Origin of the sequence: Shinella zoogloeoides (assembly GCF_030733845.1) — a bacterium.
In the GTDB taxonomy this organism is placed as follows: domain Bacteria; phylum Pseudomonadota; class Alphaproteobacteria; order Rhizobiales; family Rhizobiaceae; genus Shinella; species Shinella zoogloeoides_C.
Genome location: NZ_CP132311.1, coordinates 2,922,510 through 2,935,534, shown reverse-complemented (window position 1 = coordinate 2,935,534; position 13,025 = coordinate 2,922,510). Strand labels below are relative to the sequence as shown.

General features: G+C 65.1%; 10 protein-coding genes. 4 read left to right on the top strand and 6 right to left on the bottom strand.

Annotated features, from left to right (window positions below; translation table 11 throughout):
- Positions 1-111: 111 nt before the first annotated feature.
- From lysS to Q9316_RS15420, 6 genes are all read right to left on the bottom strand, one after another.
- Complete coding sequence (gene lysS, locus Q9316_RS15445; protein ID WP_306032463.1) at positions 112-1,605, bottom strand: lysine--tRNA ligase; 1,494 nt, start codon at positions 1,603-1,605, stop codon at positions 112-114.
- Between the two features lie 12 nt (positions 1,606-1,617).
- Positions 1,618-3,075, bottom strand: a complete 1,458-nt coding sequence (gene gltX, locus Q9316_RS15440) for a glutamate--tRNA ligase (protein WP_306032462.1) — start codon at positions 3,073-3,075, stop codon at positions 1,618-1,620.
- Positions 3,076-3,207: 132 nt separating this feature from the next.
- Positions 3,208-4,980 (bottom strand): SLC13 family permease, encoded by a 1,773-nt coding sequence (locus tag Q9316_RS15435; protein ID WP_306032461.1) that lies wholly within the window; start codon positions 4,978-4,980, stop codon positions 3,208-3,210.
- 294 nt (positions 4,981-5,274) lie between these two features.
- A complete protein-coding gene (locus tag Q9316_RS15430; protein WP_306032460.1) occupies positions 5,275-6,024 on the bottom strand; it encodes a TerC family protein in 750 nt (249 codons plus the stop codon).
- Between the two features lie 97 nt (positions 6,025-6,121).
- Positions 6,122-6,973: an AraC family transcriptional regulator gene (locus Q9316_RS15425; protein WP_306032459.1), complete on the bottom strand. Its 852-nt coding sequence runs from the start codon at positions 6,971-6,973 to the stop codon at positions 6,122-6,124.
- A 115-nt stretch (positions 6,974-7,088) separates the two neighbouring features.
- Positions 7,089-7,754, bottom strand: a complete 666-nt coding sequence (locus Q9316_RS15420) for a TetR/AcrR family transcriptional regulator (RefSeq protein WP_306032458.1) — start codon at positions 7,752-7,754, stop codon at positions 7,089-7,091.
- A gap of 140 nt (positions 7,755-7,894) precedes the next feature.
- Between Q9316_RS15420 and Q9316_RS15415 the strand changes: the two genes are divergently transcribed.
- From Q9316_RS15415 to Q9316_RS15400, 4 genes are all read left to right on the top strand, one after another.
- Positions 7,895-9,094, top strand: coding sequence for an HlyD family secretion protein (locus tag Q9316_RS15415; protein ID WP_306032457.1), 1,200 nt, complete (start codon positions 7,895-7,897; stop codon positions 9,092-9,094).
- Positions 9,095-9,121: 27 nt separating this feature from the next.
- Complete coding sequence (locus Q9316_RS15410) at positions 9,122-10,711, top strand: DHA2 family efflux MFS transporter permease subunit (protein ID WP_306032456.1); 1,590 nt, start codon at positions 9,122-9,124, stop codon at positions 10,709-10,711.
- Between the two features lie 72 nt (positions 10,712-10,783).
- Complete coding sequence (locus Q9316_RS15405) at positions 10,784-11,899, top strand: metallophosphoesterase (RefSeq protein WP_306032455.1); 1,116 nt, start codon at positions 10,784-10,786, stop codon at positions 11,897-11,899.
- Positions 11,900-11,980: 81 nt separating this feature from the next.
- On the top strand, positions 11,981-13,024 hold the full coding sequence (locus Q9316_RS15400; protein ID WP_306032454.1) for a LacI family DNA-binding transcriptional regulator: 1,044 nt from the start codon (positions 11,981-11,983) through the stop codon (positions 13,022-13,024).
- The last annotated feature ends 1 nt before the right edge of the window (position 13,025 follow it).

Genomic DNA, 13,025 nt, shown 5'->3' with positions numbered 1-13,025 from the left:
CACAAGGGGGGAGAAAGGAGAAGGCTTGCTCACCGATCAAATTTGAACGCGAACGGAGAGGCGAGGTAAGCCCCTCCCCCTTGTGGGGAGGGGTTGGGGAGGGGCTTCCCTTCAGTCGTTCTTCGCCCGGCGCGCCGGGAAGAGGATGACGTCGCGGATCGATGGCGCGTTGGTGAGCAGCATGATCAGGCGGTCGACCCCGATGCCGAGACCGCCGGCGGGCGGCATGCCCTGGTCGATGGCGTCGAGGAATTCGTCGTCGAGCTGCTTGGCCTTCTCGCCGCGGGCATGGGCTTGTTCGAGCTGCTCGACCATGCGGGCGCGCTGCTCTTCCGGGTCGTTCAGTTCCGAGAAGGCGTTGCCGAGTTCCCAGGTGTTGCAATAGGTCTCGAAACGCTCGACGAGGCGCGGTTCGCCCGGCACTTCCTTGGCGAAGGGCGAGATGTCCTTCGGGAAGTGCGTGACGTGGCTCGGCTGGATCAGCGTCGGCTCGACCTTCTCCTCGAAGATGAAGGCGAGGCATTCGCCCCAGGTCCAGTCCTTCTCCACCTCGAAGCCGGCGGCCTTGGCGGCGGCGCGGGCCTCCTCGTCCGTCTTGATCGCGAGGAAGTCGATGCCGGTCGCTTGCCTGACGGCGTCGGGCATCGGCACGCGCTTGAACGGTCCCTTGAAGGAGATTTCCTTGTCGCCGTAGGCAAACTCGGTCGAGCCGTGGATCTTCACCGCAAGCTCGGCGAACAGGCGTTCCACGAGGTCCATGATGTCCTCGTAGTCGGCATAGGCCCAGTAGCACTCCATCATCGTGAATTCGGGATTGTGCCGGGTCGACACGCCCTCGTTGCGGAAGTTGCGGTTGATCTCGAACACCTTGTCGGTGAGGCCGGAGACCAGCGTGCGCTTGAGGAACAGTTCCGGCGCGATGCGCAGGAACATGTCGAGCTTCAGCGTGTTGTGGTGCGTCTTGAAGGGCTCGGCCGTCGCGCCGCCATAGACCGAATGCAGCATGGGCGTCTCGACTTCCATGAAGCCGTCGTTCTCCATGAAGCGGCGGATGCCGGAAACGATCTTCGAGCGCTGCTGGAAGCGGAGCTTGGATTCCTCGTTGGTCATGATGTCGAGGTGGCGCTTGCGGTAGCGGATCTCGACATCGGCAACGCCGTGCCACTTCTCGGGCATCGGCAGCAGGGTCTTCGTCAGCATGACGATCTCCTGCGCGTTGATCGTCAGTTCGCCGCGCTTGGTGCGGCGCACGAGGCCGGTGACGCCGATGATGTCGCCGAGGTCGATCATCGGCAGCAGCGCGCGGGCTTCCTCGGGCGTCGTGTCCTTGTGGGAAAAGATCTGGATCTTGCCGGAGGCGTCATGGATGTCCATGAACATGCCGGAATTGCGCGAGGAATAGACGCGGCCGGCCACGGTCACGACGTCGCCGCTCTCCGTGTCGAGTTCAAGCGTCTCGTATTTCGCAGCCAGCTCCGCATTGGTCATCGTCCGGTGGAAATGCGCCGGATAGACGTCGCCGACCGTCTGGCGAAGCTGGTCGAGCTTCTGGCGGCGGACTTCCGTCGGATCGGAGGAAAGGGCGGTTTCTGTCTTCTCGTTCATTCTTCTCTGTCCTTACTTTCCGCTACCGACCATCGAGGCGACGACCTGCGCGGCGACCTTCAGGCGCTGGCGCACGACCGAACGGCCGAGGATCGCCATCGAATCGAACAGCGGCAGCGAGCGCGACGAGCCGGAGACGGCGACGAAGAGCGGGGCCACCACGACCTTCAGCTTCTTGCCGAGCCTGTCGGCGCTGGCGCGCAGTTCCGCCTCGATGCTCTCGACGGTCCATTCCGGCATCTTTTCGAGGTCCGGCTGCACCTGGTTCAGCACTTCGAGGATTTCCTCCGGCGTCGACTTCACTTTCGCAAAGGCCTCCGGCGTCAGGCCGAGATCCGACTTCAGGAGGAAGCCGGCGAGATCGGGCAGTTCGCCGAGCTTGGAAATGCGCGACTGCGAGAGCTTCAGGCCCTGGCGGACGCGGTCGTTCTCCATCGCCCAGGCCAGCACGCGCTGGGTGAACTCTTCCTCGGAAAGCTGTTCGCGCAGCCAGCGGCCGTTCAGCCAGTCGAGCTTCTGGATGTCGAAGATCGCGCCGGCCTTGGAGAGGTTCTCCGGGTCGAACTTTTCGGCGAGCTGTTCCATGGTCAGCAGCTCTTCGCCCTCGGCGATCTGCACGAAGAACAGGCCGAGGAAGTTCATCAGCGCTTCCGGCAGGTAGCCGAGCGCCGAATAATAGGAGATCGAGGTCGGGTTCTTGCGTTTCGACAGCTTCGACTTGTCGTGATTGCGCATCAGCGACAGGTGCATGAAGACCGGCGGCTCGAGGCCGAGATATTGATAGATGAGGATGTGCTTGGGCACCGAGGCGAGCCATTCCTCGCCGCGCGCCACATGCGTGATCTTCATCATGTGGTCGTCGACCACGTTGGCCATGTGGTAGGTCGGCATGCCGTCGGCCTTGAGCAGGACCTGCATGTCGACCGCATCCCACGGAATCTCGACCGGGCCGTAGACGCCGTCGACGAACTTGCACGAACCCTCGGTCGGGATCTTCATGCGCACGACATGCGGCTCGCCGGCTTCGACGCGCTTCGTCACTTCCTCTGCGGAAAGGTGGAGGCACAGGCCGTCATATTTCGGCGGCTTGCCGGCGGCGCGCTGCTCCTCGCGCATCTTCTCCAGCCGCTCGGGCGTGCAGAAGCAATTGAAGCCGTGGCCATTGGCGACGATCTTGTCGACATAGGGACGATAGATGTCCTTGCGGTCGGACTGGCGGTAGGGGCCGTAGGGGCCGCCGATATCGGGGCCTTCCGACCATTCGAGGCCGCACCATTTCAGCGCGTCCAGTACCTTCTGCTCGAATTCCGGCGTCGAGCGCGTGGCGTCCGTATCCTCGATGCGCAGGATGAAGGTGCCGTTGTGCTTCTTGGCGAAGAGGTAGTTGAACAGCGCGATATAGGCGGTGCCGACATGCGGCTCGCCGGTCGGGGAGGGTGCGATGCGGACGCGAACGCCGGATGTGCTCATGATAGGGCCTGTCGTGACATTTCAGGAGAGGATAGCCCGGATTTTCGCCGTTTCGAGCGGCGGGAAGAGGCTTTCCGTTGGGCTGGGTGAGACCATATTCAGCCCGGCGCGTCAAGAAAAACTCGGGTTTGCCTACTGCACCGGCCAGACGGCGAGCAGCGTCGGCACGCTGACGATGACGATGAGAAGAGAGAGGGGCAGGCCGACGCGCGGATAATCGGCGAACTTGTAGCCGCCGGGGCCCATGACCAGCGTGTTGCACTGGTGGCCGACGGGGGTGAGGAAGTCGCAACCCGCACCGATCGCCACGGCCATCAGGAAGGCCTCCGGCCTGTAGCCGAGCGCCCCGGCGAAACTTGCGGCGATCGGGGCCATGACGAGCACTGTCGCGGCATTGTTGAGGAAGGGCGTCACGGCCATGGCGGTCAGAAGAATGAGCGCGAGCGCGCCGAAAGGCGGCAGGTGCACGGCGACATCGCCGAGCCAGCCGGCGATGAGTTCGCTCGCGCCCGTCGTGCGCAGGCTGTCGGAGACCGGGATGAGGGCCGCGAGCATGACGAGGATCGGCCCGTCGAGCGCGCCGTAGACCTCGCGCAACGGCACGGCGCGGAACAGCACCATGGCGACGGCGGCGGCGAAGAAGCCGGTCGCGACCGGAACGAAGCCAAGCGCGGTGGACGCCATGGCGGCGATCAGGATCAGAACGGGAATGATCGCCCTTCGCGGCGCGCCGAGCAGGATCTCGCGCTGGGCGAGGGGAAGCAGGCCGAGTTCCGGCAGCAGCGTCGGCAGCGATCGGTTGTTGCCCTGCACCACGATCACGTCGCCGGGGCGCAGGCGCACCTCGGAGAGCTTTTCGCGCAGGCGCTGGCCCTGCCGGCTGACGGCGAGCAGGTTGATGCCGTAGGAGTGGAAGAGCGCGATGGAGCGCGCGGAAATGTCGATGAGGCGGGATTCGTTGCCCACGACCACCTCGATGGCGCTGATCTCGCCGGCTTCCCCGCGCCCGGCGCGGATCGGCTTGCCGGAAAGCGTCAGACCGGTGGCGGAAACCACCTTGTCGAGCGCGCTGGCCGTGCCCTCCATCAGGACCGTATCGCCCGTCATGAGCCGCACGTCAGGCAACGGCGCGATGTGGACGTGGCCGCGGATGATCGCGGTGGCGATCACCTCGCCGTCGCCGTTCTTCAGGATGTCGTTGAGCGATTTTCCGACCGAGGGCGAGCCTTCCTCCACGGTCGCATCCGAGGAATAGGCGGCTGCCTCCAGCGATTCCTCGATGCTGGCATTGTTGTTGGTGCGCTCGGGCACGATGCGGTTGAAGAACAGCATGAAGAGCACGCCGCACACCGTGAGCGTGGCGCCGACCGGCGTGAAGTCGAACATCGTGAAGCTCTCGCCGGTGATTTCCTGCCGCAGCCGCGAGACGACGATGTTGGGCGAGGTGCCGATCTGGGTCATCAGGCCGCCGAGCAGGGCCGCGAAGGCCATCGGCATCAGGAATTTCGAGGCGGGCGCGCCGGATTTGCGGGAGAACTGGAAGGCGAGCGGCATCATGATGGCGAGCGCGCCGATATTCTTGATGAAGGCCGAGAGCACCGCGACCGAGACGAGCAGCAGTGCGAGTTGGCTGCGCTTGGAGGTGAGATTCGGGAAGAAGCGCTTCACGACGATGTTGACGATGCCGGAGCGGGCGACCGCCGCGCTCACCATCAGCGCGCTGCCGACGATGATGACGATATCGTCGGAAAAGCCGGAAAAGGCCTTGTCGAAGGGCACGATGCCGAGGGCGAGCGCCAGAAGCAGGGAACAGCAGGCGACCAGATCGTAGCGGAACCTTCCCCAGATGAATGCCGCCATCATCAGCGCGATGACGACGAAGGCGAAGGTCTGCTCTAGGGTCATGTTCGGGTCCGTGCGGCGGGACGATGCTCGGCATGAATTCCCTGCACGTCGTCCCGGTTCCGCCGCAAGCGGCCCAACCGTTCAAAACTTTTGCGGAACAATCCACCCGTCAGAAGATTTGCCAAGGGAAGGCAGGTCGTGTCAACCGGACATGACGGAGATGGAGGACACGGGGATTTTTCCGGTTTCTCCCCGTGGCCAACGAAATGGCAGGCGAGCTCCCAACCCGTCCGGCCTGTCTTCGACAGATTTGCGAAATGAAACCGGCGGGATTTCTCCCGCCGGTTTCATGTTTCAGTGCGCGCCCGGCTTGCTCTTCTGCCGCGCCCTGCGTGAGATCATGTTGAGCACTTCCACGATCGCCGAGAAGGCCATGGCGGCATAGACGTAGCCCTTCGGCACATGGAAGCCCATGCCTTCGGCGATCAGCGTCGTGCCGATCATCAGCAGGAAGGCGAGCGCCAGCATGACGATCGTCGGGTTCTTCTCGATGAAGTTGGCCAGCGGGTTGGAAGCGACCAGCATGACGGTCACGGCCACGACGACGGCGACCACCATGATCGGCAGGTGAGGCGTCATGCCGACGGCGGTGATGATGCTGTCGATGGAGAAGACGAGGTCGAGCAGCAGGATCTGGCCGATGGCGGAGGCGAAGGTCGACGATACCGCGCCGCCCACCATGTCTTCCTTGTGGTCGACCGGGTCGACATTGTGGTGGATTTCCTTCGTCGCCTTCCAGACGAGGAAAAGGCCGCCGGCGATCAGGATCATGTCCTTCCACGAATAGCCGTGGCCGAAGGCCTCGAAGACCGGGGTGGTGAGCTGGACGATCCAGGCGATGGTGCCGAGCAGCGCAAGGCGCATGACCAGCGCCAGGCCGATGCCGATGCGGCGGGCCTGCACCCGGTGCTCGGCGGGCAGCTTGTTCGTCAGGATCGAGATGAAAATAAGGTTGTCGATACCGAGAACGACTTCCATCACGATGAGCGTGATGAGCGCGATCCAGGCGGCCGGGTCCTGCATGAGCGCAAGAATGCTGTCCATCCGGTCTTCCTCTCCAAAATACGGTGCAAGAATGGACTTCCGTATTTATGCAGAATTCGACCGCTGGCAAGCCGACCGGCCGCCGGTAAATCGCATTTCACGAATTCGTCATCTGATCTGCGAGCGGAAGCCAGATTTCCACGCGGCCGACCCCTGTCTCGGGATCGAAGTCCTCGCCGTAGAATTCGAGCACGTCGGGGAAGGGGCCGATCGTGCGGCCGGAGGCCGGCAGCCAGGTGCGGAAGGCAGCGTCCGCCGTCGCTGCAATGCCGTTGACATGGCTTTCGTGCGGGAACATCGCCCAGCTTTGCGCAGGGACGTGGATTGTCTCGAAGCCCGCCGGCAGGTCGTCGCTGCGTGCAACGCGCACGCCCGCGACGTAGCGGAAGCCCTCTTTGCCCGGCAGCATGCGGCACAGGCCGAAGGCGGTCTTGTCGGTCTGGCCGGGGATGTGGCCGAAATATTCGTTGAACTTCTGCCAGAGCGCCGGAATGCCGGCCGCCTTGCCGGGCTCGAAATCGGCGCCGAGGCCGGCGATGACGAAGGCATCGAGCGTTTCGATGCGGGGCGAGGGAAGGTTGCTCTTGTCGATGGCGGACATGCGGATGGGCTCCTGAAGGGTGAGGCCTGAGAGGTCGCGCCTTGCGCGCAGGGCTTCCGGCGTCAGGCCGAATTCCTCGCGGAAGGCGCGGGTGAATGCCTCATGGGAGCCGTAGCCGGCTTCGAGCGCCACCGTCAGGATGTTCTGCGCACCGCCGGCAAGCTGCCGGGCGGCCACCGAGAGACGGCGGGCGCGCAGGTATCGGTTGAGGTTCTGGCCGGTCATCTCGCTGAACCGCCGGGACAGGTGGTGGCGCGACATGCCGGCCATCGCCGCGATTTCGGAAAGCGCGATGGCGCGGCCGAAATGGCTCTCGATATACCAGATGGCCTTGGCAACGGGGTGCATGGCGTGGTCGCTCCTCATGGACAGCCGTCTTATGGCGCCCTTTAAGGCCCGTCACTTGATCGCGGTTGCGCGTTCGCGGCAATCCCCGAAAAAACGCTGGGGCTCCGCTAAGTCGCTAGGACTTGGCGCCGTAGGCCGCGAGGAAGACGCGGATCGCCGAGGTGACGTTCTTCTCGATCATGGCCGTGGAGGGAACCTCCTCCATGGAGCCGAAGATGCGCGGCTTGAAGAGACCGACCGTGGTGAGTTCGATGAACTGCTTGGCGGCCTGGGCCGTGTCGTCGCAGACGATGATGCCGGCGGCGACCTGCCGGTCGAGATAGTCCTGCAGCACCGAGACGGGGTTGATCGGCGTTGCGGAGAAGAAGCGGCTGCAGAGGCTCGGCAGGCGATGGTTGGCGGCGATCACCATGCGCATGGCGCGGATCGTCTGGTCTGCCGTCATGTGCGTGGCAAAGAGCGTGCCGAAGCCGTTGAGCGTTTCGCCGATCGGTTTCCGGCCGTCGAGCGCGTGGCGCACCGTCTCGGTGATCCGCTGGCGCTCCCGTTCGATCATGTAGCCGAACAGGTCTTCCTTGTTTTCGAAATAGACGTAGATGGTGCCCTTGGAAACGCCGGCCGCGCGCGTGATGTCGTTCATGCTGGCGGCTTCGAAGCCTTGCTCCATGAACACGCGCTTTGCGCCGTCTAGGATCTGCTCGCGCTTGGCGGGGTCCTCCCCGGCGGCGCGGCGACCCGTCTGCGGAGCGTCCGGTCGGCCTTCCGTCGTCTGCATCTCCATTCCCGTTTCCGACACCTTGCATCAACTATTTCGAACCGAGCGGTTCGATTTCTACTTGATATGCGGGAGAAACAGGATTATGTCAAATCGAACCGAACGGTTCAGTTCGAATTTTTACCCCAGAAGATGGTGGCAAGCGCATGTCGACTTCCCATGGCGCCGGCACGGCGAAGGTTCGCCCGGTCAACGACGATTATGAGGCCGAGACCGCCGAGGCCAAGCCGGTGACGGCGGAGGCGGCGCCCGCCGCGGCCGTTGCCCAGCCGGAAAAGAAGAAGGGCGGGCGCCGGCTGATGCTGCCGGTCGTCGGCCTCGTGCTGCTCGCCGCCGCCGGCTGGTACGGCTATCAGTGGTGGACGCACGGCCGTTTCATGATCTCGACCGACGACGCCTATATCGAGGGCGACATCGCCTCCATCTCCCCGAAGGTCTCGGGTTATGTCGAGGCGGTCAACGTCGTCGCCAACCAGGCGGTCAAGGCGGGCGATCCGCTCGTCACGCTCGACAATGGAGACTACCGCCTTGCGAGCGAGCAGGCCGAGGCCCAGATCGCCACGCAGAAGCTTGCGCTTGACCGCATCGACGCCCAGATCGAGGGCGCCAAGGCGAGCCTTGCCCAAGCCGAAGCCCAGAAGACGGCCTACCAGGCCGCCCTCAGCGGCGCGCAAGTCGCCGAAAAGCGCGCCAAGGAGCTGAACGCCAAGGCCGTCGGCACCACGGCTTCGCTCGACAGCGCCACCGTCGCGCTCGACCAGGCCAAGGCCAACCTCGTCGGCGCCGACGCCAACATCGTCTCGGCCAGGGCGAGCATCTCCGTTCTCGAGGCGCAGCGCGCCGAGTCCGAAAGCGGCATCCGCACGCTCGAGCTTGCCCGCGACAAGGCGGAGCGCGATCTCGGCTTCACCGTGCTGAAGGCGCCCTATGACGGCGTGGTCGGCAACGTCTCCGTGCAGGTCGGCGACCTCGTCTCGGCCGGCCAGCGCCTTGCCGCGCTCGTTCCGGTGACGGACCTCTATGTCGAGGCCAACTTCAAGGAAACGCAGATCGCCCATCTGGTGCCCGGCTCGAAGGTGCACCTGCATGTCGATGCCTACGAGAACGACGATATCCTCGGCACGGTGCAATCGATCGCGCCGGCGTCTGGCTCGGTCTTCTCGCTGCTGCCGGCGGAAAACGCCACGGGCAACTTCACCAAGGTCACGCAGCGCGTGCCGGTCCGCATCGCCCTGCCGAAGGACGCACTGGATACCGGCAAGCTGAGGGCCGGCCTCAGCGTCGTGGTCGATGTCGACAGCCGCACGGCGCCGACGGACACGGCGCTCGCCGCCAGGGCCGAATAAGGGTTTTCCAGCAAAGGAGCGCGGGCAATGGCCGCGACCGCTCTACCGGCAGCAGGCGCCCTGGCGGCGCCCGCGCAGGCCGACAAGGTTCCCGTCCGCCGGGTCGTCGCGTTCTTCGCGATGGTCTTCGGCATGTTCATGTCGATCCTCGACATCCAGATCGTCTCCGCCTCGCTGTCCGAGATCCAGGCCGGGCTCGGCGCCGGCGCGGACGAGATCGCCTGGGTGCAGACGTCCTACCTCATCGCCGAAGTCATCATGATCCCGCTGTCGGGTACGCTCGCGCGTATCGTCTCGACGCGTATCCTGTTCAGCTTCTCGGCCGCCGGCTTCACCATCGCCAGCGCGCTTGCCGCGACCGCGACGAACATCGACCAGATGATCGTCTACCGCGCCATCCAGGGCTTTATCGGCGGCGGCATGATCCCCTCGGTCTTCGCGGCCGCCTTCACCATCTTCCCGCCCTCCAAGCGCTCCGTCGTCTCGCCGATGATCGGCCTCGTCGCCACGCTCGCGCCCACCATCGGTCCGACGGTCGGCGGTTATCTCAGCCACGCCTTCTCCTGGCACTGGCTGTTCCTCGTCAACATCATTCCGGGCATCATCGTCACGGTCCTCACCTTCAACCTGATCGATTTCGACAAGCCGGAATTCAATCTGATCAAGCGCTTCGACTGGTGGGGCCTCGCCTCCATGGCGGTGTTCCTCGGCTCGCTGGAATACGTGCTGGAAGAGGGCAACAACAAGGACTGGTTCAACGACGAGCACATCGTGCTCGGCACCGTCGCCATCGTGGTCGGCGCCGTGGTCTTCTTCTGGCGGGCCTTCAAGGTGCCGTTTCCGGTGGTGGACCTGCGCGCCTTCGCCAACCGCAACTTCGCCTTCGGCTCGGTCTTCTCCTTCGTCATGGGCATCGGCCTCTACGGCCTGACCTATCTCTACCCGCTCTACCTCGCGCGCATCCGCGGCTACGATTCACTGATGATCGGCGAGACCATGTTCGTCTCGGGCCTTGCCATGTTCTGCACCGCGCCGATCGCCGGCATGATGTCGTCGCGGCTCGATCCGCGCGTCATGATGATGATCGGCTTCGGCGGCTTCGCGCTCGGCACCTGGTCGATGACGCAGCTTACCGCCGACTGGGATTTCTACGAGCTGCTCCTGCCACAGATCCTGCGCGGCGTCTCGCTGATGATCTGCATGGTGCCGATCAACAACGTCGCGCTCGGCACGCTGCCGCCAGAGCGCATCCGCAACGCCTCCGGCCTCTTCAACCTGACGCGAAACCTCGGCGGGGCCGTGGGGCTGGCGGTCATCAACACGATCCTGACGCAGCGTTCGCAGGAGCATTACCTGCGCCTGTCCGAGCATGTGCAGTGGGGCAATCCCGTCGCCGTCGAGCAGATGCGCAACATGGCCTCCAGCTTCAACGCGCACGGCCTCGACGGGGCGACCATCGCCGTCAAGCAGATGGCCGGCATGGTGCAGCAACAGGCCTATATCCTGTCCTTCATCGACATCTTCTTGCTGCTCACCTTCCTCTTCGGCGCGCTCGTCGCCTGCGCCTTCGCGATCAGCAAGCCGCAATCGGGCGTCGGAGGCGGCGGCGGGCACTGAGGCCACAAGCCTCTTGTCGAGACATTGGTCCTTCCTCCAGAATGACGGGAACGATCGATGCCCGGAGGTCCCATGCCGTTCAAGCCCACGCGCCGTCATCTCCTGACCGCGGCCGGGGGCTTCGGCCTGTCGCTTGCCTTGCCGAGGCTTTCCGGCTTCGCGCAGACGTGGCCTGCGACCGATGCGACCTTTGTCTTTTCCTGCGATGTCCATGCCTGCCTCGTCTCGGCCGACAGCCTTAGCCCGAACTGCGCGGCTGAGGGCAAGACCGATGCGGCGCTTCTGCGCCACGTCGCGGCGGTGAATGCCGTGGACGGTCTTGAGTGGCCGGCGGAGATCGACGGCAAGCCGTCCGGCCTTGCCGGCGCAGGAACGCGCATCGCCGCGCCGCGGGGCCTGGTGCTCGGCGGCGACATGACGGATGACGGCGGCGGGCAGGTGAAGGTGCCGGGCGAGGGGCGGCAGCTCCAGCAGTTTTCCAGCCGCTATCAGCAGGGCACGGGTCCCGACCGGGTGCACTATCCGGTCTATAACGGCCTCGGCAATCACGATCTCGACCAGGACGGCGCCTCGCCGCACCGCGACTGGTATCGGCGCGAACTGCGCGACTATGTCGAGCTGAATCACCGCTCGACCGTGTTCTACAAGGCCCCGGTGCCCGTCACGAACTACGATATCGATTCGGACAATTATTCCTGGGACTGGGGCGGCTTGCATCTCGTCCAGCTCCAGCGCTTCGGCGGCGACGACACGAAGGGCGCGATCAGTGGCCTGCCGTGGCTGAAGGACGACCTTGCGACCTATGCCGGCGACGGCCGGCCGGTCGTGCTCTTCCAGCACTACGGCTGGGACCGGTTCTCCACCGAGCACTGGGATCCGGCCGCGGGGACCTTCGACCCGCAGGGCGCCGGTGCCGCGCACTGGTGGAGCGATGCCGAGCGCGCCGGGCTTCTCGCCGCGCTGAAGGGCTACAATGTGGTCGGCATCTTCCACGGCCACGAGCATCCGACGCCGATGATCTACAACCACGAGGGCTACGACATCTTCAAGCCCGTCGCGGCCTTCCTGGGCGGCCTCGCGCTCGTTCGCGTAACCGATGCGTTCCTCGACATCGCGCTCGCAAGGGCCGGCGAGAACCCCGCCGACATCGTCTTCACGCACGCCTTCAGTAAGCGTTTTTCACGCTGATCAGGCTCGCCTTTCTCCGCCGTCGAAATTTCTGATTTACGTACATCAAAAATTCCTCTAAGGGTCTGCCACGGAGGAAAAATGAGACCTACGGTTCACGATATTGCCGCGGAGGCGGGCGTCAGCCTCGCCACCGTCGACCGCGTGCTCAACGACCGGCCGGGCGTGCGTGGCGTCACGCGCGCCAGGGTCGAGGCGGCGATCGCGGCGCTCGGCTATGTGCGCGACGTGGCGGCGGCGAACCTTGCGAAAAGCCGCGTCTATCCGCTGGTCTTCATCCTGCCGCAAGGCGACAATCCCTTCATGCGCGGGCTGGAGGCGCAGGTTCGCCGCGCCGGCCTGCATTCGCCGGCAGAGCGCACGCGCCTTTCGGTGGTGTCCGTTCCCGCCTTCGATGCGGTGGCGCTCGTGCGGGCGATCGATGCCGCCATCGCCGAGGATGTCGCGGGCATCGCGGCGGTCGTCGTCGATGCGCCGGAGGTCTCCGCCGCCATCGCCCGGGCGCAGGCGGCCGGCATTCCCTTCGTCACGCTGGTGTCGGATCTCGAAGGCTCCGGTCGCGATCATTTCGTCGGCGTCGACAACATCGCCGCCGGCCGCACTGCCGGCAGCCTGATGGGCCGCTTCCTCGGCGGGCGGCCCGGCCCCGTCGCGGTGCTTGCCGGCTCCATGCGCCTGCGCGACCACCGCGAGCGCCTTGACGGCTTTCTTGCCGCCATGGCGGCCATGCCGACAGCGCGCACCGTGCTGCCGGTGCTGGAAGGACAGGACGATCCGGGGCAGGCCTTCGCGCTGATTTCGCGCTGCCTCGCCGCCACCCCCGATCTTGCCGGTATCTACAGCCTCGGCGCCGGCAACCACGGCCTCGTGAAGGCCCTCTCCGGCCGTACGGATGCGGGCCTCTGCGTCATCGCGCACGAACTGACCGCCGATACCCGCGCGGCGCTCGAAACCGGCCTGATCGACGCCGTGCTCAACCAGGATGCCGGCCATGAGGTGCGCAGCGCCGTCCGCGTTCTGCGCGCCAAGGCGGATGGCTTGCCGGTGAACGCCGCGCAGGAACGCATCCGCCTCGACATCTTCATCAAGGACAATCTTCCGCCGGCCGGCCCGGACGAGGAATAGG